This window comes from Acinetobacter sp. KS-LM10, from assembly GCF_036896575.1.
In the GTDB taxonomy this organism is placed as follows: domain Bacteria; phylum Pseudomonadota; class Gammaproteobacteria; order Pseudomonadales; family Moraxellaceae; genus Acinetobacter; species Acinetobacter avistercoris.
On sequence record NZ_CP145906.1, the window covers coordinates 2,755,457 to 2,778,809 of the forward strand.

21 protein-coding genes are annotated in these 23,353 nt (G+C 38.1%); 8 read left to right on the forward strand and 13 right to left on the reverse strand.

The features are described from left to right. Positions 1 to 98 precede the first annotated feature (98 nt). The 6 genes from bioD to V5M36_RS12465 all read right to left on the reverse strand — a co-directional run bounded on the left by bioD (position 99) and on the right by V5M36_RS12465 (position 5,301). On the reverse strand, positions 99 to 737 hold the full coding sequence (bioD, locus tag V5M36_RS12440; protein ID WP_338559497.1) for a dethiobiotin synthase: 639 nt from the start codon (positions 735 to 737) through the stop codon (positions 99 to 101). Next, a complete protein-coding gene (gene bioC, locus V5M36_RS12445; protein ID WP_338559499.1) occupies positions 734 to 1,537 on the reverse strand; it encodes a malonyl-ACP O-methyltransferase BioC in 804 nt (267 codons plus the stop codon). Before bioC ends, bioD begins: the two co-directional genes overlap by 4 nt. A gap of 8 nt (positions 1,538 to 1,545) precedes the next feature. Continuing rightward, complete coding sequence (locus V5M36_RS12450) at positions 1,546 to 2,703, reverse strand: 8-amino-7-oxononanoate synthase (protein WP_338559501.1); 1,158 nt, start codon at positions 2,701 to 2,703, stop codon at positions 1,546 to 1,548. Continuing rightward, entirely contained in the window at positions 2,700 to 3,983 is a 1,284-nt protein-coding gene (gene bioA / locus V5M36_RS12455; RefSeq protein ID WP_338559503.1) for an adenosylmethionine--8-amino-7-oxononanoate transaminase, read from the reverse strand. Before bioA ends, V5M36_RS12450 begins: the two co-directional genes overlap by 4 nt. A gap of 90 nt (positions 3,984 to 4,073) precedes the next feature. Continuing rightward, on the reverse strand, positions 4,074 to 4,796 hold the full coding sequence (locus tag V5M36_RS12460; protein WP_338559505.1) for a hydrolase: 723 nt from the start codon (positions 4,794 to 4,796) through the stop codon (positions 4,074 to 4,076). 181 nt (positions 4,797 to 4,977) lie between these two features. Continuing rightward, positions 4,978 to 5,301: a DUF6176 family protein gene (locus V5M36_RS12465; protein ID WP_338559508.1), complete on the reverse strand. Its 324-nt coding sequence runs from the start codon at positions 5,299 to 5,301 to the stop codon at positions 4,978 to 4,980. A gap of 150 nt (positions 5,302 to 5,451) precedes the next feature. Between V5M36_RS12465 and V5M36_RS12470 the strand changes: the two genes are divergently transcribed. Then, positions 5,452 to 5,976, forward strand: a complete 525-nt coding sequence (locus tag V5M36_RS12470) for a peroxiredoxin (RefSeq protein ID WP_338564207.1) — start codon at positions 5,452 to 5,454, stop codon at positions 5,974 to 5,976. A gap of 220 nt (positions 5,977 to 6,196) precedes the next feature. Here V5M36_RS12470 and ftn read toward each other — a convergent pair whose 3' ends face one another. Both ftn and rlmF read right to left on the reverse strand, forming a co-directional pair. Beyond that, complete coding sequence (ftn, locus tag V5M36_RS12475) at positions 6,197 to 6,661, reverse strand: heteropolymeric bacterioferritin subunit Ftn (RefSeq protein WP_338559510.1); 465 nt, start codon at positions 6,659 to 6,661, stop codon at positions 6,197 to 6,199. Between the two features lie 396 nt (positions 6,662 to 7,057). After that, positions 7,058 to 8,032 carry a 23S rRNA (adenine(1618)-N(6))-methyltransferase RlmF gene (rlmF, locus tag V5M36_RS12480; protein ID WP_338559512.1) on the reverse strand — a complete coding sequence of 325 codons (975 nt, stop codon included), beginning with the start codon at positions 8,030 to 8,032 and terminating at the stop codon, positions 7,058 to 7,060. Between the two features lie 323 nt (positions 8,033 to 8,355). Here rlmF and V5M36_RS12485 point away from each other — a divergent pair, with 323 nt between their 5' ends. Then, positions 8,356 to 9,414 (forward strand): NAD-dependent epimerase/dehydratase family protein, encoded by a 1,059-nt coding sequence (locus V5M36_RS12485; RefSeq protein WP_338559514.1) that lies wholly within the window; start codon positions 8,356 to 8,358, stop codon positions 9,412 to 9,414. A gap of 317 nt (positions 9,415 to 9,731) precedes the next feature. Here the strand turns inward: V5M36_RS12485 and ligA are convergent, their stop codons facing one another. The 5 genes from ligA to V5M36_RS12510 form a co-directional block, all read right to left on the reverse strand. After that, a complete protein-coding gene (gene ligA / locus V5M36_RS12490) occupies positions 9,732 to 11,771 on the reverse strand; it encodes an NAD-dependent DNA ligase LigA (protein WP_338559516.1) in 2,040 nt (679 codons plus the stop codon). A 218-nt stretch (positions 11,772 to 11,989) separates the two neighbouring features. Then, positions 11,990 to 13,033 carry a cell division protein ZipA C-terminal FtsZ-binding domain-containing protein gene (locus tag V5M36_RS12495; RefSeq protein WP_338559517.1) on the reverse strand — a complete coding sequence of 348 codons (1,044 nt, stop codon included), beginning with the start codon at positions 13,031 to 13,033 and terminating at the stop codon, positions 11,990 to 11,992. A gap of 1 nt (position 13,034) precedes the next feature. Continuing rightward, complete coding sequence (gene smc / locus V5M36_RS12500; protein ID WP_338559518.1) at positions 13,035 to 16,508, reverse strand: chromosome segregation protein SMC; 3,474 nt, start codon at positions 16,506 to 16,508, stop codon at positions 13,035 to 13,037. Between the two features lie 10 nt (positions 16,509 to 16,518). Beyond that, a complete protein-coding gene (locus V5M36_RS12505; RefSeq protein WP_338559520.1) occupies positions 16,519 to 17,214 on the reverse strand; it encodes a GntR family transcriptional regulator in 696 nt (231 codons plus the stop codon). A gap of 427 nt (positions 17,215 to 17,641) precedes the next feature. Beyond that, positions 17,642 to 18,442 (reverse strand): sulfite exporter TauE/SafE family protein, encoded by an 801-nt coding sequence (locus tag V5M36_RS12510; protein WP_338559522.1) that lies wholly within the window; start codon positions 18,440 to 18,442, stop codon positions 17,642 to 17,644. A gap of 27 nt (positions 18,443 to 18,469) precedes the next feature. On the opposite strand from V5M36_RS12510, the gene V5M36_RS12515 reads away from it, so the two are divergent. From V5M36_RS12515 to V5M36_RS12540, 6 genes are all read left to right on the forward strand, one after another. Continuing rightward, a complete protein-coding gene (locus tag V5M36_RS12515; RefSeq protein ID WP_338559524.1) occupies positions 18,470 to 19,228 on the forward strand; it encodes a biotin--[acetyl-CoA-carboxylase] ligase in 759 nt (252 codons plus the stop codon). A gap of 16 nt (positions 19,229 to 19,244) precedes the next feature. Beyond that, a complete protein-coding gene (locus tag V5M36_RS12520; protein WP_338559526.1) occupies positions 19,245 to 19,973 on the forward strand; it encodes a type III pantothenate kinase in 729 nt (242 codons plus the stop codon). Between the two features lie 278 nt (positions 19,974 to 20,251). Further along, complete coding sequence (locus V5M36_RS12525; RefSeq protein ID WP_338559528.1) at positions 20,252 to 20,479, forward strand: hypothetical protein; 228 nt, start codon at positions 20,252 to 20,254, stop codon at positions 20,477 to 20,479. 512 nt (positions 20,480 to 20,991) lie between these two features. Further along, positions 20,992 to 21,660: an isochorismatase family protein gene (locus V5M36_RS12530; RefSeq protein ID WP_338559530.1), complete on the forward strand. Its 669-nt coding sequence runs from the start codon at positions 20,992 to 20,994 to the stop codon at positions 21,658 to 21,660. A 109-nt stretch (positions 21,661 to 21,769) separates the two neighbouring features. After that, complete coding sequence (locus V5M36_RS12535) at positions 21,770 to 22,357, forward strand: hypothetical protein (protein WP_338559532.1); 588 nt, start codon at positions 21,770 to 21,772, stop codon at positions 22,355 to 22,357. A 223-nt stretch (positions 22,358 to 22,580) separates the two neighbouring features. After that, a complete protein-coding gene (locus V5M36_RS12540; RefSeq protein WP_338559534.1) occupies positions 22,581 to 23,270 on the forward strand; it encodes an ankyrin repeat domain-containing protein in 690 nt (229 codons plus the stop codon). Positions 23,271 to 23,353: the final 83 nt, after the last annotated feature.

Below are 23,353 nucleotides of genomic sequence, written 5' to 3' on the forward strand. Positions count from 1 at the left end.
GATGATTATTTTTCTTCAATCAAAACTCATGCTTAAAAAAAACATGAGTGTATTGATTAGACATGTTTGTGTAGATCAGAAGAATCTTGTGGCTTGGTTTAAATTACAGGAATATCAATCCATTGTGCATCAGGGAAAAACTGTTTTAAATAAGATTTCAAATAACACGCTGTGTCTTTTGAAATAAGAGCATCCTGTGATTCATCTTTTAAATTATAAGCCAACGCAAATAATGACAGTCCTCGTGCCTTTAAAGCCTCCAAACTTAATAACGTATGATTAATGCTTCCCAAACGACCTGAGCTGACCAAAATAATCGGATATTTTTTCTCGACCAAATAATCTATCGTCAGCATATTTTGAGTGAGTGGTACCATTAAACCACCTGCACCCTCAAGCAACACCACATCATATTGTTCAGCCAGTTGCTTCGTTGCAGAGTCAATTTTATTAAAATTGATATCACGACCATCGATTTGGGTAGCTAAATGAGGAGAAGCTGGATAACTGAAAATTTCAGGCATCGTCAATTTAGACTGATCTTCTGCAAACCACCCTCGCCCCATGATCTCACGATGCTTCTCAATGTCTTCTGAAATATCGACATTACCCGTTTGCACCAACTTTTGCGTAATGACAGATTGACCTTGTTCAAACCATAGTTTTGCCAGATAACCAGTGACATACGTTTTACCAATACCAGTGTCAATTCCACTGACAAAAAATACATTTTTCATTGGGTTTTCTTCCGTGCAATCACGTATATAGGATGGTAAGTCAGTTGAAAATGTTGCTGACCCTGATCATCTTGATGAGAGAATTTTTGATAATCTAAATAAAACTGCGTCAAAGACTGCTTCGTCCACCGATGTTTTTGTGCGGTCGCTGTGACACCTGTGGCTTTTAAATGCTGTAAGACCTGTTTGGGGTGCTCAAAGGAAAGCTGCTCATATTGCTCAGAAATCTGTATAACTTCAAAACCTTGATATTCTAACTTCTGTCTTAAATCATCTAAATCTATATAGTCTAAACCTTGACCCGTCAGGGCTTTAATTTCTTTTAAATTATCCTGACCAAAAGTTGAAAAGCATAAATAGCCTGATGTGATTAATGCGTGTCGACATTTCGAAAATAGCAAATCAAGATCTGTCATCCACTGTAAAGCCGAACTTGAAACGATTAAATCCAAAGCATTTGGATAAGTGATTTTTTCAGCATCCCCTATGCACCATCCAACTTGAGCAGCTATCTGAGTGTGATCAAAATGCGCCTCAACTTCGAAATAAAGATCATTTAAATAGATGTGCTGAATTTGAAAATGATGATGCAGCAAATGGGTTAAATAACCAGAGCCACAGCCAATTTCAAAAATACGTTTGAATTTGGCTAGTTGTATATTCGGATCTAAATGAAGCTGCATCAACGCAATCAAATGCTTACAGATATTCTGCTGTGCAACGGCATGAGTCCCATAACTCTGATGGGCTTTAGCAAAGCGCTTTGCAACCTCTGCTTTTTCAATATTCATTCGACTCATCTGCCCAGTTATAACAAATACGCCAACTGATCAAGATCAGTTGTTTTTATCTTCGCATTTAAACAAATACGTAACCGAGCACTCCCATTGGGTACAGTCGGTGGACGTACAGGCATGACAAAAAAGCCAGCATCCTGCATTTGCTTTGCTTTAGTAACCGTAATGATCGAATCCCCCAAGATCACGGGAACAATATGCGAACTCGAAGGACATTGATATTGTTTCGTTTGGATCGCACTACGTAAATGCTGCCCCAATTGATTTAATTCCTGTCTTTGCGCATACATTGTTAACATTTTATGGAAAATAAAATCTGTCCATGCCATACAAATAGGTGGTTGAGCCGTACTAAAAATCAAAGGACGCATTTTATTGATTAAAAAATCACGAAGAATCGGATGACAGATTAAATAACCGCCTATTGATGCCATCGCTTTGCCAAATGTGCCCACTAAAAAATCAATATCATCTATGACCTTATATTGTTCTGCACAACCTAAGCCTTGATCTCCGCGGACACCAATGGCATGTGCTTCATCGACATAAAGCATCACCTTGGCATAATTCTGTTTAAGTTTGACCAAGGCAGCCAAATCAGTTTCGTCACCATCCATACTAAAAATAGATTCGGTGACCACAATAATCCGATCATAATTTTCGTCGGCATGATATTGCACTAAAAGCTGATTTAAATGATCTAAATCATTATGACGATAGCGTATATATTTTGCGCTCGACAGTTGAATGCCATCAATGATGCTGGCGTGAATCAACTTATCAGCAAGTACCAACGTTCGTTTATCGCATACCGCGGGTAGAATCCCAATATTCATATGATAGCCACTGTTAAAAAGCAGCGCTGCACGGCCTTGGAACGCTTGACTTAAGCTCGACTCCAATTGCTCATATTGTGGAAAATTGCCCGTTAATAATCTGGATGAAGAAGACGTCATTTGGCGCTGTTCGACAGCGGTCAAATCAAAAAACTCTTCTCTTAATGTCATGTCTGACGCTAAACCTAAGTAATCATTGGATGACAAATTTAGCATTTGATGGTCATTGATATAGATATAACGATCTTGCTGAACATTACTACTAAATTGACGTAAATTACCGTGCTGTTTAAGGTCATCTATTTGTTGTGCAAAATGGTCAAGCAAACTCACGCATTCACCTCTTGCATAGACTGAACCACCTCAACCAGTTGTGTTAAGAGTGTTTCAAGCTGGGTTTTCGTAATGATATATGGCGGCATCACATACACCAACTTGCCAAATGGTCGAATCCAAATTCCACGTTCAACAAATTGCTGTTGCAAGGTTTTCATATCGACATCAAATTTTAACTCTACAACACCAATCGCACCCAGCACTCTCACATCTTGTACATATGCTAGATCGGCTAAAGGATTTAACTGTTCTTTTAATTGATTTTCGATACGCTTAATATTGGCTTGCCAGTCTTGTTCCAAAAGCAATTGGGTACTTTTCAAGGCTACTGCACAAGCGAGTGGGTTGGCCATAAACGTCGGGCCATGCATAAACACACCAGCTTCACCCTGACTAATCATCTCTGCCACATGCTTTGTGGTTAAGGTCGCGGAAAGCGTCATATATCCACCCGTTAGCGCCTTACCGATACACATAATATCAGGTTCAACTTGCGCATGCTCCCAAGCAAACAGCTTTCCAGTACGCCCGAAACCTGTCGCTATTTCATCAAAAATCATGAGAACTTTGTATTGTTCACACAGCTTTTTCGCTTGGCGCAAATACTCAGGATGGTAAAAACGCATTCCTCCTGCACCTTGCACGATCGGCTCAATAATAAATGCTGCAATATTTTGATGATTGGCTTCAAGTGCTTGCTCTAATTCAACAATATCTGCTGAATCCCAAGCTTGATCAAAACCAATTTTCGGTGCTGGAATAAATATTCGATTTGGTAAACTTTTTCCAAAAATGTGGTGCATCCCTGTAACAGGATCACAGACTGACATCGCGTTCCATGTATCACCATGATAACCAGAACGTGTGGTGATGAAATTGGTCTTATTCAACTGACCTTGAGCAGACCAATATTGCACGGCCATTTTTAAAGCGACTTCGACAGCAACGGAACCCGAGTCTGCATAAAAAATTTTATCTAAATTTGGAGGACAGATCTGCAATAACAACTTGGCCAAATCAATCGCTGGGTCATGTGTAAATCCACCAAACATGATATGCGACATATTTTGGAGTTGATCAGTAACTGCCTGATTTAATGCTGCATGGTTATAACCATGAATCGCACACCACCACGAAGACATCCCATCAATCAATTGACGACCATCTTCCAACGCTATGACTGCACCACTCGCACTTTTTACTTTAAAAGTCGGTAAGGGGTTGGTCATAGATGTATATGGATGCCAAATATGTGTTTGATCGAATAAGTCTGTCATTCCGTTCCCTTCATCTGATTCGCTCCTTCATCTAGCGTCATCATAACGATTATGGGAAATAAAATTAATTGCCTGATCAAACAATTTTGATTAAGATTTTTCGTTTGCTTCAAGATATTGAACGATTTTGTCACTTAACCACTTGGATTTGAAAATCGGAAAGCCATGAGAGCCAGAAACCGATTCTATTTTTAAAAACTTTGCGTCTAATTTGCGAAAGTTTTCGATAACTTTGTGACTAACTAAACCATCTTGATCTGCAAAAAAATGTATCTGTTCACTATTCAAGTTTTTTAAGATATTAACGGTATTTAAACTTTGTAAGAGCTCTAAAGTTTTTGCTTTTAATAATTGCTCATCTCGTGTGATTGAATTTAGTAACCATTGCCAATCTTGCTTAGCGCTTGTGCCACCTTGAGTCACCAAATAACAAAAACGTTTAATCGTCATATTGGGTTCTTTTTCAAATGATTCTCGAAAATTCAAAAATGTTGAAATGGGCATGCCCACATTCCAATCATCATTTGCCACAAAACTCGGATTTGAAGCCAAGGTAATTAATGTTTTAGTTTCAGCGAACTTTTCATAAACGCGCTTTGTTAATAATGTTGCTAACTGACCACCCAGCGACCACCCCATGAGCACATCATATTTCTGCGCTAACTGCACATAGTGTTCTAGAGTAGATGATTCAAAAGCATCAAAAACGTCGATTAAATCAACCACGAAATTGTGTTCTATTAAATTGTTTTTGAAAGCTTCTAAGGGTCTGGTTCCCACCCCCCAACCGGTGATCAGTAAAATCTTTTGCATGCTGGCTATTCCTTAGCTTTGCTTTGAATTTCAGTATATAAATTCAGGCGCCAGAAGGCATTGAGAATATTGATCAAAATCAATCATCTTTTAAGGTAATTGTTTAAAGACTATTTTAGCTTAAAGAAAAATCTTATATCTGAACTCAATTTTTAATTGACCTTAAACTACTTAATAATCATCATTTTTGGTTCTCTAAATCCACCAGCAGTGTCGCAGGAATGACCTTCTCCCAATTTTGCTTAAAAGCTTTATGTATCTGATCTATAGGAAACTGGCTCTTTCTGCCAATTTCTTGGGCACGCGCAATATCGTCTGCTCTCATATATGCAATTAAATAATCCTGTCCTTCTAGTGACACATGAAACCATGATTCAACATAAACATTTTCATGCACTAATGTTTCTAGCGCTTCTTGCTTACGCGCGTTCAACTCATTCTGCCAAGTGTCTACCTGATATAAAGCGTTAGGTTTTAATTTAATTAGTACAGCACCGATATCCATCGTGTTCCTTTTTTATTTTTATGAACGGGTTTCTATATTAATTTAATCACTACATTTTAAAAGCATTAATTTTGCTAAGATGATTCGACCCATTACACTTTAGAGTGTCAAACGATGAATATAAAAATTGCAAATATCTGTTTAGTCTGCATGTTTGGCTGCTTAGGTGCGACTACAGTCAATGCGGAAAAAAGTGTTCTTGTAAAAAATGACAATGCTCAAAAACAATGGGTCGGTAAACCCTCACCGAACTTTAGGTTGCAAGATCAACACGCTAGGTGGCATGAGTTAAAACAATATCGCGGCAAATGGGTTGTTTTATACTTCTACCCTAAAGATAATTCTCCAGGTTGTACCGAAGAAGCTAATCAATTTAAAAACCTCTATCCACAATTCATCCAAAACAATGCTGTGGTATTAGGCGTAAGCTTAGATGATGTGGATTCACATCGAAAATTCTCTGAAAAATTAGACCTGCCTTTTCCGATCTTAGCCGATCATAAGCAGCAACTTGCTCAAGAGTTTGGTATTGTTCGTAATTTGGGAATCGCCAAAATCGCCAAAAGAGAAACCTTTTTAATTGATCCTAAAGGAAATATTGTCTATCACTATACCAGTGTGAATACACAAACTCATGCGAAGCAAGTTTTACAAGATATTCAAAAACATTCATAAAAATCATTTCGGATTATTGATGAACGTTTAATTTCTTATTTTTTATCTTTATTGCGCTTTGTTTGAGAAACTAAGAGTCTAATACCCTAAGAAGCTGAAAAACTGAGAATATGAAAAACTAAGGTCATGAATGAGTAAGAGTCTGAAAAAAGTAAGAAGCTAAAAAAACCCAGACTAGGCTGGGTTTTTTTGTACTTTAAAACTTACATTTAAATAATTTTTACATTTGCGATTGAATATAATTTTGTAAGCCAATCAATTGAATCAAACGCAGTTGTTTTTCCAACCAATAAGTATGATCTTCTTCAGTATCAGACATTTGTTGACGCAACATATCACGAGTAATGTAATCACCCTTTTCTTCACAAAGCTTTACGCCTTGTGCAAGTTTCTCGCGTACTTCATATTCAAGTTTCAAATCTGCTTTTAAACATGAAACTACATCTTGACCAATATCGATATCTTCACGATTCATATTCGGTGTACCTTCTAAGAAAAGTACACGGCGTATGATCGCATCTGCATGTTGTGCTTCTTCTTGCATTTCATGATCAATACGTTCAAAAATCTTGCTTAGACCCCAATCTTCGTACATACGAGAATGAATCAAATACTGATCACGTGCAGCCAGCTCACCACCGATCAACATATTCAGATAATCTATTACTTCTGGATTGCCACGCATTTCAATATCTCCATTTCTGTAATCGCTATTATGAAGAAAAGGGATTCAGATTGCAAAAGAATAAATATGTAAGTTTATGATTTTTATAAAATTAAAATGAGAAACATACGCATTTACAATCCGAATTAGAGCATTATCTATATATAAAATAAGATCTTGCATCAAGCCAAAGGCTAAACCTTTACTCATAAACTCACATTTATGTCGTATGGGTTTTTTGTAACCAAATTCAAAATGACCACCACATCTCGTTGATCGTCGCATAACTAAAATAAATTGATGAATAAGCATCATCAACGCTCTACAGTATTCTCTCAAATTTCTGAGCTTCACTAAACAAAGTTGATACTCAGGGCTTCGCAAACACTCGTAGTATTAGGTCAAACATCTTCGATCTTAGGTTTTCGACCAGCGAGTACGTATCCAGTCTTGTTGTTGCTTAGAATCAAGGAAAGTCCAAGCCAGAAAACGACTCTCCTTTTGTCCCTGAGCCATACCAATCGTTTTGACTTCCGTTACACCAACTGAACGTAAAGCGCGTAATACAACAGGTAAAGTCGTTTTCTTCGATACGAGTGTGGTAAACCAAAAACATTGTTGAGCAAAAACGATACTCTCTTCGACCATTTGGCAGAGGAAACGTTCTTCTCCACCTTCACACCATAATTCTGATTGAGTACCACCGAAGTTCAAAACTAATTTAGCACCCTTGTCCTGCTTACCGAGATTTATCAATTTTTTTGTTGCAGTGGCATCGGCTTCTTGTTGTGAAGCATGAAACGGCGGGTTACATAAGGTCAGGTCAAAACGATCAGCCGACTTAACAATCCCTTTAAATATATTTTTTGGAGATTTTTGCAGACGAATATCAATCGACTTGGTCAGATTAGGATTCGCTTGTGTAATCAGTTTTGCACTACTTACCGATGCGGGATTAATGTCTGTTCCGACAAATTTCCAACCGTAGCTACGATGACCAATTATTGGATAGATGCAGTTCGCACCTACGCCAATATCCAGAACTTGAACTTTATTGCCTCGTGGGATCTGATTGCCATTACACTCAGCGAGCAGGTCAGCCAAATAATGGATATAGTCTGCTCGACCAGGAATAGGTGGACAAAGAAAACCTTGGGGAATATCCCAATGCTGAATATGATAAAAGTGCTTAAGCAGCGCTTTATTGAGCATTTTCACGGCTTCAGGATTTGAAAAATCCACTGAAAGGTCATCATATTTATTGAGCGATACAAATGGAGTAAGTTCTGCACAACTTTTCATCAGCTGGGGAAAGTCATACCGACTGCGATGTAGATTTCTTGGATGTAATTCCGACTTTTGCTTTGGAAATGCTTTCTTTGGTTGCGCCATTTTTGTGCCAATAATCAACTGAGGACGAGAATTTTTTGCTTAAACAGGATTGAGAGCTGCATCAGAACTGGCATTGTACGTCAATTAAATTCAAACAGGGCAAGCAAATGCTTATCTGATACTCATCTAAATAAATTAAAAAGTTTATAGCTCATGCAGCATGTTCTTGCCTGCTGGCTGATATGAAGTCGACTCTCTAAGAGCTGCACTTATTTATAAATCGCTTTAGAGGTCTTCAAGCTTTATCAAATTAATCCAAGACAATAGTTTGAATTACTCTTATGATTCAAATGATATGGATTAATCATACAGAGCAATTATTTATGAATACAACAACAAGTCCTATTTTAGTGACCGGTGCGACTGGATATATTGCAAGCTGGGTCATCAAGCAACTCCTTGAGCAAGGTCATATTGTTCATGCCACTGTTCGGGATTTGAATAAAAAAGCGAGCTTTGAACATTTAGAAAAAATCGCGGCAGAAACGCAAGGCGTTCTTAAACTCTTTAAAGCCAACTTACTCGATGACGGCTCTTTTGATGTCGCAATGCAAAACTGTGCTGTCGTCATCCATATGGCATCACCTTTTTTAGTGACCAATTTTAAAGATCCAATTGCAGACTTAATCGATCCTGCGATTAAAGGCACAGTCAATGTTTTAAATAGTGTCAATCGCACGGAGTCGGTTAAACGTGTGGTGGTCACATCAAGTATCGCCTCGACTTATGGCGATGCAATTGATATTTTAAAAACGCCGAATAATAGTTTTGACGAAAGCCATTGGAACACCACCAGTGATGCTGAACATCAGCCTTATTACTATTCCAAAGTGGCTGCTGAACGTAAAGCGTGGGATATGCAAAAAAAGCAATCGCGCTGGAAGTTGGTTTGTCTAAACCCAGCCTTGGTCATTGGTCCTTCACTGACGCCTTTAACCCAATCAGGCAGTGTCGAAGTTCTTCAACAGTTTGGTAGTGGCGTAACTCGTTTTGGTGTGCCAAAAATTTGGAGCGCTTTGGTTGATGTACGTGATGTTGCTGATGCGCACATCAAAGCCGCTTTTCAAGAGGATGTGAATGGTCGTTATATTATTAGTGCAAAATCACTGTCTTTATTAGAAATGGGACAAGTCCTCACTGCACATTTTGGCAAAAAATATCCATTTCCTAAAATGGAAACACCGAAATTTTTAATCAAAGCCGTTGGTCCGTTTCTTGGACATTCTCGTAAGTACGTAGAATTAAATGTCGGCTATCCTATCTACTTTAATGCACAAAAAAGTATTGATGAATTGGGTATGCAATACCGTGATGTTGAAAGCAGCTTGGTCGAGCATTTTCAGCAGTTAATTGATGATGGTATCGTCAAAAAACGTTCTTAAATCCAAATAAAAAGCCCATCATCTGGGCTTTTTATCATTGATCTATATTTTTAGCATTGATCTGAAATCTGAAATCTGAAATCTGAAATCTGAAATCTGAAATCTGAAATCTGAAATCTGAAATCTGAAATCTGAAATCTGAAATCTGAAATCTGAAATCTGAAATCTGAAATCTGAAATCTGAAATCTGAAATCTGAAATCTGAAATCTGAAATCTGAAATCTGAAATCTGAAATCTGAAATCTGAAATCAAGAAACTAAAACGATTAACTTTAAATTTATAAAACTTAATTTTAAACACGCAAAATAATAAATATTTAAGCGTCTAGATGCTGACCATATTCAGCCATGAGTGCTAAGAAATCGGTTTCATTTAAAATATTAACACCGAGTTTTTCAGCCTTATCTAGTTTTGAACCCGCCTTCTCACCAGCTACCAAACATTTGGTCTTGCTTGAGATACTGCCACTCACACGTGCACCTAAAGCTTGCAGCATTTGTGTTGCTTGATCACGCCCCATTTGACTCAGTGTGCCAGTAATCACCCAACTTTCACCATTTAAAGGCTGACGTGTAGGTGCGACCGGATTATCCCAATGAATTCCCGCAGCAATTAAACGATCCACCACTTCGACATTATGCTCAGCTTGGAAAAAGTCAATAATCCACTCAGCCGTAATACTTCCAACATCTGGGGTTTTTTTCAATGCTTCTAGATCAGCTGCTTTAAGTGCATCCAAATTTTGGAAAGTATTGGCTAACATCCTTGCGGTCGTCTCTCCGACGCCACGTATACCCAGAGCAAAAATAAAACTCGCAAATGTGGTTTTCTTACTGTTTTCAATCGAATCTATCAAGTTCTGAACTGACTTCTCACCCATTTTTTCAATCGTGAGTAGTTTTTCACGATGCTCATGTAAATGGTAAATATCAGCCACATCTTTGAGTAAATCTAAATGTAATAAAGACTCGGCCCAGCGATCACCTAATCCCTCAATATCCATTGCTTTGCGCGATACAAAATGGCGAATTGCTTCAATACGTTGTGCAGCACAGTACAAGCCACCCGAGCAACGCGCCAAAGCTTCGCCTTCTGGCATGACAACAGGCGATGCACAAACAGGACAGCTTTCAGGGAGTTTAACTTCGATCGCGTCTACAGGACGGAATTCAGGCCAAACTTTTTCAACTTTTGGAATCACATCACCGCTACGATAAACACTGACTGTATCGCCAATACGTACATCTAAACGATGAATTTCACCAATATTGTGCAAAGTCACATTGGAAACCGTCACACCACCCACAGCCACAGGATTAAGACGTGCTACGGGTGTAATGGTTCCCGTCCGACCCACTTGCCAATCAATCTGATCCACTGTCGTTAAAGCAGCAATTGCAGGAAACTTATAGGCGGTTGCCCAACGAGGTTCACGACTTAAAAAGCCCAATTGTTTTTGTTGTTTTAGATCATCCACCTTAATGACCATACCATCAATTTCTACACTTAAATTTGGACGTTCCGCATTGATTTTTTCATAGACCGTCTGCACGTCTTCTATGCTGTCACAAACGAAATGGCGTTCTCCCACTGCGAATCCAAATTGAGTCAGCCATTCTAAACTCGCTGACATGGTCAGTTGACCATGATGCGGCTCACATTGTGCAATTCCGTATGCATAGAATGCTAATGGTCGTGACGCTGCAATACTCGGATCAAGTTGACGTAAGCTGCCCGCCGCTGCATTACGTGGATTAGCAAAAGTTTTCTCGCCTTTCTCTAGATTTTCAGCATTTAATTTCTCAAAACCTGCTTTGGGCATCAATACCTCACCACGGACTTCAAGCAACTGAGGGACTTCTCCCTTCAATGAATTTAAGGTTTTAGGTAGATTACGAATCGTTTTGACATTTTGGGTAATCACTTCACCCGTTTCACCGTCGCCGCGCGTCACACCACGGACCAAAACTCCATTTTCATACCACAATGAAATCGCTAATCCATCAAACTTTAATTCAACATCATATTGAATCTTTTGATTCGGCAAACGCTCTTCAATACGACGTGCGAATGCCATCAAATCCTCTTGATTAAATACATTCCCCAAAGACAGCATTGGAACCGTATGGGTAATATTTTCAAACTTAGATAAGGCTTTCGCACCCACGGTGTTGGTCGGCGTATCAGATTGCGTTAAATCAGGATACTGTTGTTCTAATGCTTTTAATTGGTGAAATAGCTGGTCATATTCACTGTCTTCAATTGTCGGCTGATCCATTACATAATAGGCATGATTATGTTGCGCCAATAATCGAATGAGTTGGCGCATTTGCACCACTACAGCAGTTTGATCCATGAAAATTTCACCATATAAAAGGGCGGAATATTCCGCCCAAAATTTTTCGTTGTCATATTATAAATCAATTTTCACAATAGACTAATGTTCGCGTTTTATATTTATTAAACTTAAATAAACTTCAAGCTTTGAAAAAAACTAAGCCTTAAAAACGACTTAACAAGTACGCCACTCGACGTTCGCTATTTAGAAACAACTAAAACTAAGCAACAACGATTTTAAACATCTTGTCCTGGACGGTAATCGATTGCCTTGTGGCGCCAGTGTTCCTTAAGCTGTGGCGTGAATTCAAGATTATTTTCATCATAAACCGTACCATCTGTTTCACGCGCAATTAAACCCGCGATACTGACCATGCTGTCATAGCCTTTTTGAACATTGTGATGCGGTAAAGCCAAAAAGAAAGCCAAGCCTTGAACTTGCTCACCAGATAATGACTCTAGATCAAAACCAGCGGGGCCTTGATCTGTTATACGGAGCACAGAAAACATTAGAGGGCTAACTTCTTCAGTTTTTTCATAACGATGAAAGCAATTCATTTCACCAAATCGCAAACCATACTTCAGCATAACTTTTAACGTTTTATCCCCTGATAATGCTTTGCGAGGATTTGGATATACATTTAAGCTAATAATGTATTCTGCATTTGCCAGTGCACTTTCATCATCAAAACGTTGCTGTTCATGCAGATGCACATCCAAAATACTGCTGTCTTCTTCATAATCCTGAATCACAGCGGTCGCTATATTGGGATTAATGACAAATTCCGCTGGGGTTTTAGGAGTCGTCTCAGATGAATCAATCGTTGTTGAATCTTTTGCAGCATCCGATAGTTTATGTAGATCAGTTTGCTCATTCAGCATGTCTGAAGAGTCTAATGTCGTCGTAATAACCTTTTCTATTTTGTTTTCTTCGGTATTCGCATTCAATAAATCAGCTGTCCCAAGCTGTTCAGTCTGCTCAGCTGTCGCTGCCGATTCAGTGCTTGCCGTAAATTTAGCTTCACGCTCATCATTCATCTCAGCGTTCGGATCAACCGCGCCTAAACTTGGTTCAACACGACCATCACTGATTTCATTCGATTCTACAGCAAGCTGATTACGCACATGACGTGGAATCACGGGCTGATTACTTTCCGAATTAATATGAAGCTCAGAATCTAAAGACGGCGCAGCATCATTTGGCTTACGCAACATCATTTTCAAACCAATCAAACAAATGATGATGGCAACAACAATACCAACGATTGTGGTGACTTCCATATTATGACTCCGCAGCTAAACCGTATTCTTTTGCTTCTTCCAAATCCACAGCAACGAGTTTCGATGTACCCGCCTCTGGCATCGTCACACCCAGCAAATCGGTTGCCATCGTCATCGCAACTTTATTATGAGTAATGTAAATGAATTGAACCTGTTCAGAAAGCTCTTTTACTAAATTACAGAAGCGACCGACGTTAGCATCGTCCAAAGGAGCATCCACTTCATCCAAAACACAAAATGGCGCAGGATTTAATCTAAAGATTGCGAAAACCAAAGCCAAAGCGGTCAGCGCTTTTTCTCCACCCGATAATAATGCCAATGAACTATTGCGTTTGCCTGGTGGGCGAGCCATCAGTTTAACACCCGACTGCCAATCATCCTCTAGACTTAATGTCGCCTCTCCGCCATTAAAAACCTTTGGAAATAGATTTTGTAGTTCAACATTGACTCGATCAAATGTGGTCATAAATAATTTTTTGGTTTCTTGATCAATACTTTTCATCGCATCTTTCAATTGACCCACTGTATTTTCGAGATCCTGCATTTGATGGCTTAATTCTTCGTGACGCTTGGAAACGTCATCGTATTCTTCTGAGGCGGCTAAATTTACTGCACCTATCTTTTCAAAACTCGTTTGAGCTTTTTCTAATTTTTTTTGATGTGCCGAGAGCTCAATTTTCAGATCAGTAATAATCTCACTATTCAATTCTTTAAGCTGTTCCGAATAGTGTTGAAAATCTGACTTTGTCACTTGCCAAGCCAGACGCTTTTCTTCAAGTTGACTACGAAAAGTTTCGTCATTTTGCTGATATTGATGACGCTGTTCAGTTAAATACTGTTGCTTTGATTGAACATTATTTAATTCAACTTGCCATTCAGACCACGTCTTTTGCAGTTTTTCTGTGATTTTTGCCTGCTCATCAAACTGTGTTTTTAAACTTGGTAATTCGAGCTGAATGGGATCGACAAATTTCTGCGCTTGTTCAATTTGCGAAATAATTTGCTGATACTGTGCTTTTAAAAAGGACGCATCTTTTTCCAGCAGTTCAATCTGTTGTTGATTTTGTACGGCTAAACGGCGTGAGGCTTCTAAATCATGTTGTTTTGTTTGTATAGATTGCTGCACATTTTCCACTTGATCAGTCAATTCATCCCGTTGGAATTGAGCTGTTTTATAAGCGGGTAGGTTTTGCTCAAGTTTAAGATTTAGCGCATGCAGTTCTATCTCTAGATCATCCTTTTGCATCGCATCTTCTTCAAGCTGAGCATCTAACTGCGCCAATTGTGAACCAAGCTGTTGCTTTTGCACCTCATACGCTTGCATCGCAGCTTGTTGCGTAGCAATGTTTACAGCCAGACTCTGTAATTCAGTTTGATTTTGCTTGATAGACTGCTGCACAGTGTGTATTTGTTTTTGCAATTCAGCAATATGCGCATTTAACTTGGGTAGAGCGGCTTCAGCATTCAACAACTGAGGTTGTAAATCTTGTAAAGCAAGTTCAATATCATCTAAACGGATGCGATGACTCAGTGCACCTTGTGCCGATTGACTGGCTTCGTCAAAGAACAGTCCCACAACCCAATCTTGGCCGATATGATACCCATCTAGGGTTAAAATGGATTGACCTGTTTTCAATGCATGTTGGTGCTGAAGTGCAGCCTTTAAATCTTCTGCAATCGCCACATTGTGCCAAAGCGAATGTTTCGGTGATTCAATCCACTCGGCGAGACAACTTAAGCCGGCAATATCAATAACATTAGTGTCAATATCAGTATCATTTGATTGTGCACTGGCTTTAATTTGACGTGCGACACTGTCTTGAAAGCTTTCACCATCTTGAAGTACATGAGCGGTCAACCATTTCGCCAAAAACTTTTCAATCAAATGGGCATGGCTTTTCGCTTGATCACTCAATTTCAGCACAGTCATCAATTGATGGAAATTGGCATCTACTTTTACCGTGGTTTTCGCCATCAATTGCGTTAAGTTTTTCTGTTCAGACTGCAGCACTTGCACTTCCGACTTCAATACTGAAATTTGTGCTTTTTGATCTTGAAGTTGTTCTTGCTGTTGTTCCAAATCTCGTTTTAATTCGACCGTATTCTGCTCTGACGCATCTAATTGCATTTGAACTTTAACTTTATCCAAATTCAATTCATCAATATCGTCAGTATGGCATTGATTTTGAATTTGTATTGATTGAGATTTTAAAGTCTCTTTTTGCTGTTCAATACGCAAAATGTTTTTGGCGAGTTGTTCACTCTGAGCTAACATTTGCGCTTTTTGCTGTTGTTGTTTTTCAACCTGCCCTTTAATTTGCTCAAATTGTTGTTGAGCTTGACTCTGTTGAGCTTTTAAATCTTGGAATTGTTGAGTCCATTGTTGTGACTCTGCCTCACTTTCTTGAAGTATTTCAGCTTGAGACTCTTGCGTACTCAATAAGTTTTCAAGCTGCAAATCAATTAACTTGATGCGTTCACTGGTCTGAACTTTTTGCTGTTCGAGTTGCGTCAATGTTTCAGTGTTTTGTTGAAATAAACTTTGTTTTTGTTCCAAAGTCATTTTCAATTCAGCCAACTTTTTCTCTGCATTCTGCCATTCATTTTGTAATGGCGTAGATTGCTGAATTAACCGTTGAAAGAGTTCACTGGTTGAAGCCAAGTCATGTTCCAGTGTGGTTAATTCAGAGCGAACCAATGTGAAGCGTTCACCCAAATCAGTCATTTCAGCATTATATTCTTGCTGAATCCGCTGACTCTGCTCGCATTGGAAGGACAGAATTTCAATTTTTAACGTTCGAATTTCAGTTTCTAGCGTTTTATATTGAATTGCTGTTTCAGCTTGGCGTTTTAAGGTTTTAAGCTGTGATTTCAATTCAAGCGCAATATCATCGAGACGACTTAGATTTTGAGTGGTGTGCTCTAGATGCTGTAAAGTCTCACGACGTCGAGCTTGATAGCGAGAAACACCTGCTGCTTCTTCAATATATACCCGCATTTCATCAGGCTTGGCATCGACTAAGCGATTAATCATGCCTTGTTCAATAATGGCGTATGAGCGCGGACCAAGCCCTGTACCTAGAAAAATATCCGTGATATCTCGACGACGGCACTTCGTCCCATTTAAAAAGTATTCAGACTTTCCATCACGATTCACTTGACGGCGTACAGCGAGTTCGGTGTAGGCATTATAAGCCCCACCTAATTTTCCCTGAGTATTTTCAAAGCGTAGTTCTACACTTGCCATCCCGACAGGTTTACGCTTAGCCGTGCCTGTAAAAATAACATCTTGCATCGTTCCGCCACGAAGTTGGCGCGCGCTTGACTCCCCCATGACCCAACGAATGGCGTCAATCACATTGGATTTCCCACATCCATTTGGCCCCACCACCGCAGTACGATTTGCTTTAAATTGTAAGGTGCTACTGTCGGCAAAAGATTTAAAGCCAGAAAGTTTTAAGCTGCTTAAACGCATAGTGTCCTAATTATCTGCGCGATCTACGCGCCCAAGCCAATTCAATTTGTTTCATACGTGCTAGAGACTCTAACACTAGGTTACGCAAGTGTCGGCAAAAATCATCCATAAATAAAGTGGCTTGTTGTGATTTTCGGATTAAAATAGCATCGATCACCAGTTTTATGAGTTCTAAAGCCTCTTGTAGCTCTCTTTTAGAGGTATTTAAGGTTAAAAAATAACAACGTCTAATTGAAGGCAGTAAGTCTTTATAAAATTTCATCAGGTACGGATTTGCGACCATATCATGCTGTTTCGCTAAATATTGAAACACACCATCATAAAATTTTTCTGTATTCGCTTGATTAACTTGTTCAATTAAATACTGCATTAATGCTTGTAAAGACTCAGCCTCATGGCTGCGCCAAGTGTCCCCAATACGTTGTACAATTTGCCCCAACATCAATCCACTTGTATCAAATAATGTACGAACTTGTTGTGCCGACATTTCAGATACAATCGCCCCCCGGCGCGGAAAAATTTCGATCAAATGCGTTCGTTCTAAAATCAGCAACGCCTCACGAACAGAACCCCGACTAACATCGAGCTCTTTCGCTATTCGCAGTTCCTGTATACGCTCACCCTCAACCAATTCGCCACTAATAATTTGTTCACTAATATGCTTGGCAATTTGTTCAGAGAGACTATCCACATCTTCCAATTGCATAATATTCCTGTTTATTTTTTTAATCTGTTTGAATATTTCAAATCAGTTTCTTTGTTTTTATCCGATCTATATAGCGCTTGACTATGTCTTTGTAGGACAATTTTAGATATTTTAGGTCAATTCTATTTCTAATTTTTCAGAATCAAAAGACATTAAAATGATTACATCTCTTACTTCAAACCACATTGATGTGTCATTTTATTCCATGCTAATTATCCCGTGCTCAGAAGATCACTTTATTATTTGATAGCATGGTCGCTTTGTTCTAAAAAAAGCAAGACAGCTCTGTACTGTCTTGCTTCAGTTCATATCAAATTTAGCTCAAATTCGCTTGAGATCAAGTTAAATTTTCAAGTCAGTTTAAATAAATTTTTCTCTGTTGGAATATCTTCGAATAACGCTAATAACCAATCAAAAAAATAACCAATCAAAAAATACCTTGGTAAACAAAATATAGCCCCACACTCAATAATAAAAGCGCAAAACATTTTTTCAGCATCGCTGGTGATAAAGCATGCGCTACTTTTGCACCGAGTTTCGCTGTGATAAAACTCATGACGCTAATGCCCAGAAAGGCATAAATGTGTACATAACCAATGGCATTTTCAATTGGTATTTGGGTTTTTGCACCAAAGTACATAAACCCCAAAGCACCTGCAACAGCAATCGGGAGGCCGCAGGCCGCTGATGTGGCGACGGCTTTTTGTATGGTCACGCCATTTTTATTCAAATACGGAACCGTCAAACTCCCGCCACCAATACCAAATATAGCTGAAGCTAATCCAATGCCACTGCCTGCTAAAGTCTGTAAAGCCGCGGACGGTAGCTTTTTCGTTGGATCCACTTGCACATGAGCAGTACTGAGCATTCGGTACGACACCCACAGGGCAAAAAAACCGATTACCAATTGTAAATTGCTTCCCGACATTAGGCCCGCAATACCTGCACCGATAAACGAACCCAATACCAAGCCAGGCGCTAAATTTTTAAATACAGACCAAAGCACAGCACCTCTTCGATGATGGGCCATCACTGAACTGATTGATGTCACCATGATGGTGGCCAATGAAGTTCCTAAAGCCATATGCATAATGACACTTGGGTCATATCCCATTTGGTTAAAAACTACGAACAATATGGGCACAATAATGAGGCCTCCTCCGACCCCAAACAACCCAGCAGTAAAGCCAGCGATTGCACCAATAGCTAAATATATGATTAACTCCATAAATCTTTTACTCTTCTCATATTCCACATGGATTTAGAGACTCGTCATCTTCGACAACTTCTCAGTGATGCACAGCAACTTCCCGAAGTTCTCTTGCTGAAACAAACCACCACTTCAACCAATGACGAAGTTAGAGCATTGGCCAATAGTGGCGTTCAAGGTATTTTGGTTTGTAGTGAAATGCAAACTCACGGACGAGGTCAACATCAAAGACCATGGGTCTCACCTGCCGGTAATATTTATTTAAGCACATTGCTTGAAACACGAATACCCTTGGATGGGCGTCTCTCACTTGAAATTGCATTGAATATTTTGCAAATACCGAGCCTAAAGTCACTCACTCAATTACAAGTCAAATGGCCTAATGATTTATATAGTCAACAAGGTAAATGGGGCGGTATTCTGGTTGAACCGATTGGTTCACATCAAGCAATTGTGGGCATCGGCATCAACTTATTTCCTGTTGAATCAGCCGAAATTGAACAACAAGCAACATCATTGATGCAGCTGGGTTTACAGTTCCCTAATCGTATTCAAATCATTAGTGAGCTTTATCTTGCGATCCAACAAGCTGGACAATGGTTTGAACACGGTAGCTATAACCTTGCAGCTCGCTTTAATCATTCCGCAGCTTTTATCGATCAAGAAGTTGAATTTGAGCAAACTCATCAAACTATTTCTGGTATTTTTAAAGGAATCTCAGACGATGGTCGTATCAATATTTTGATCAATCAAAACTTAGAAGGCTTTTATCAAGGGCGTCTTCGCCTTAAAGTAGCGAAATAAATCTACGGAATGCAGCATGAAACGTCTTTGGCTAGATATTGGTAATACCCGTCTTAAATATTGGATCACAGAAAACAACCAAGTGATTGAACACGCGGCTGAACTACATTTACAGTCTCCAGCCGACTTGATGCTTGGTTTGATTCAGCATTTTAAATCTTTAAATTTAAACCACGTCGGAATTTCATCCGTTCAAGACAAAAAGAATAATGATCGTATTATTCATATTCTTAAGATGCTGGATGTTCCTGTAATCTTCGCCAAAGTACATGCTGAATATTCAGGTTTAATGTGTGGTTATGACAATACCAGTCAATTGGGAATCGACCGTTGGTTACAAGTTTTGGCGGTCGCGAATGCGAATGAAAATTTATGTATTGTCAGTTGCGGTACAGCACTCACCATTGATCTAACTGAAGGTTTACAGCACTTGGGTGGTTATATCCTGCCGAACCTGTATTTGCAACGTAACTCACTCATTCAAAATACCAAAGGGATTAGAATTCCAGATATGGCATTTTCTGAGCTTAGCCCTGGTCGCAATACGATAGATGCTGTGCATCATGGTATTTTTTTAGGTTTACTCAGTACGATTCGTCAAGTGATGATGCAGTCACCACGTCAATTGGTATTAACGGGTGGCGATGCTGCTTTATTTGCACAATACCTCCATGACTTTAATCCTATTATTGAGCCTGACTTATTATTAAAAGGTTTAAAAATTTATATCGAAAAACAAGCATAATTGATTTTAAAATAGTCATTAAAATCAAAGAATTGACTTCTACATTTAATATTGATTCATATCACATGTTAGATATATTTACCGTGATGTACTAAGCAACTTTCGAAGCGTTTTAAAGTGACTCTTTTGACCAAATGCTTTATTACGCTATTGTCTGCCCTTAATTTCATATAAATTTTAGATATGGATTTCTCAATAATATTTTATATATCAAATACTTCAATTAACTTAAATTAGTGTGTATGGTGTTCGTTCAGAAATACACGAATGAGGTTTATATGCATAGTTTTTCTGTAGAAGATCTAGATCGATTAATTGAAAATGATTTAAAAGAAGAAAATAAATCAAGAAAATTATTGATTGGATATAAGTTATTTTATGTCCTCCTGAAAGATCCTAAGTTTTACTCAGAAGTTACCAAATCAGCCCTCAGCGCGACTAAAAGAAAATATAAGAACTTAAAAATCAAAATTACGACAGATGAATACCAGCTTCATTTTGAATAAAACCTTAAATAAAACTATAAAAGAGAGCAATAAGCTCTCTTTTCATTTTTAAGAAAATACTTCATTCAGACGAATTTAGTTAGATTTTAAGTTCTAATATAGCTTCTAACGTAAGAAGCAAAACTGTCAATACCTTACTTATTTACATATGAACCATAAGCAAGATAGATATTGATCACAGCTTATAATTCCTCAGCAATTGTAAGCATGATTAAAATAATAATAACGCTATATTTTTCTAATAAACCTAAATTCATACAATGAAATTAGGTTATTTTTGTTGTTCGAAAATGATTTTTTATCATCTAAAAATAAGATTTTTGATTAAAACCTATTAAAAAATATTTGAAATAATTGCAGATTTAAGAGTATCCATGATTTACAAGATTAAACACTGTAAACCTTACCTTGATTGATTTTTTTCATTATGTTGTAGCTGAACTAAATTTATTTTCCATAAAAATAGTTTACTTTTCAAACAAAACACAATTAAAAATTTTAAGGTGATACTTATGACAGCTACGAATGGAATGCTAGATCCTAACGACTCAGTAATATTACTTATAGATCACCAGAGTGGTTTATTTAATACAGTACGAGATGTTCCTGTTGCTGATTTACGTCATTACGTTACTGCTATTGCTAAAACAGCAACTCTTTTGGACATCCCCGTAATTACCACTGCATCAGTGCCAGATGGTCCAAATGGTCCACTCATTCCTGAAATACATAAATATGCCCCACATGCAGTATATGTTCCTCGTACTGGTCAAATTAACACCTGGGATAATCCTTTATTTGTCGAAGAAGTAAAGAAAACAGGAAGAAATACGCTCATTATTGCAGGCACACTGACCAGTGTTTGTATGGCATTCCCTGCAGTTAGTGCTCGTTTAGAAGGCTATAATGTTTATTGTGTTGTGGATGCCTCAGGAAACTGGAGTAAATTGGCAACGGATACAACGATTGCTCGCGTTACACAAGCTGGTGCAATACCAACAGATACCTTTGCTATCGTCGCTGAGTTAATGCGTACATGGAACCGTCCTGAAGGTTCACGCTTTGCAGAAATTCTTTCTGATCATGTATGCCCTGAATATAAGTGTTTGATGGAAAGCTTTGGTAAAGCACAATCTGTAGTTACAGAAGGTCCTGAAACTAATCTCGATAAATATAAATAAGATTAAATCGTATTAATCTTTTCTAAAACTGAACCTAAACCCGAGTCGAGGGTTTAGGTTCGCTCTAAATAAATAATCGTTAATTTTAAGATTTAATTATGCTTGTTTAATGGTGGGTTATATTTTGAAAAATATTCTGTTTGTTTTAGTTTTTATATTGACTACAACTGGATGTAGCAAAATTCAAGAATCTTATCAGATAGGATCTGCTCTTTATTTAGTCGGCGTCATGAATAACTGGGATAAATTTAGCGTAGAGAAGAAAAATGCAGGCATTATCCGCACGCTCGCTTCGCCTTCAGAATTAAGTTATTTAAGATCACGACTAGATAATGAATATGTGGCGGCCTTAGAAGTCATTGGAAAAATGGCTGGTGATAGTCCAAGTGCGATATTTAAAAAGTCTATTCAAAAAGATTTAGATAATTCTAATAGTAAATTTATTTTTCCTATAAACGAGGCGTATAGCCTTAGAGACAAAACCACAAAAGAAATATTTGGTTATTGTGTCGATCATAACATTCAGACTGTAACCAATGGAATTCCTGAAAAAGACCTGAAGAAAAGACATACCTTTTCTTATGTTGATATGAATAAAAAGATTTCATTCTTTGCAATGAGTGATGATTTAATCAAAAACTTATGCGGAGAAAGTTTTTATCAATCTGTAAATATTGATAATAAAGTTAAGAAATAAACAATAAGCGCTGAGTTATCCATGAGATTTTAATTGATCACTGGTTTCCTATAAAACTTATTGAATAACAAATATTTTGAGCATTTACTTAAATCAAATTTAACAGTACAAACTCAATTAAAACGTTTTAAGAACAGGCTTATGAATTATATGTGAGGTCAATGATCACTTACTTCGTGCAACTTCAAACGATAACTCACGAATAATATGAGGAAATAGATAAATGGTTATGCAGCATAAAAAATTTTACGCTATTGGTTTAATCTCAGGCTGTATTTTATTGGCGGGATGCCAATCGGAAGCAAAGCTTAACTCAACGCATCAATCAGTGGAGGCTACGACTATATTTGAAACCATTAAATCTAGAAATATACAGGCCGTTCAGGCTCTTATTCATTCAAATATTGATTTAGAGCAACGTAACAGTCAGGGTGAAACCCCACTGATGAATGCAATTTACTCAAAGCAATGGGATATTGCCAAACTCCTCATACAAGCTGGGGCTGATGTTAATGCCCAAGACAATATGCAAAATAGTCCTTTCCTTTATGCTAGTGCAGAGGGTTATTTGGAAATTGTAAAATTATCCTTAAACTATCAGCCTGATTTTAACGTTTATAATCGCTATGGAGGCACGGCTTTAATACCTGCGGCAGAAAAAGGACACGTGGAAACAGTGCGTCTGCTCGCTAACGTACCCAATTATCCAATCAATCATGTGAATAAATTGGGATGGACCGCCTTAGTTGAAGCCGTTGTATTGAGTGATGGCAGCGCGCCTTATGTAGAAATCATTAAAATTTTATTAGAGGCTGGAGCGGATAAAACTATTCCCGATAAAAATGGAGTAAGTGCTTTGCAACATGCAGAAAAAAAGGGATATAAAGAAATTGCCGCTTTGCTTAGAAACTAATTTTTAGATTTGGATCAGAAATCTCTTAATTATTAATATCTTAATTATTAATCTCTTTAATGATTGAATCAAGATTGCTAAAA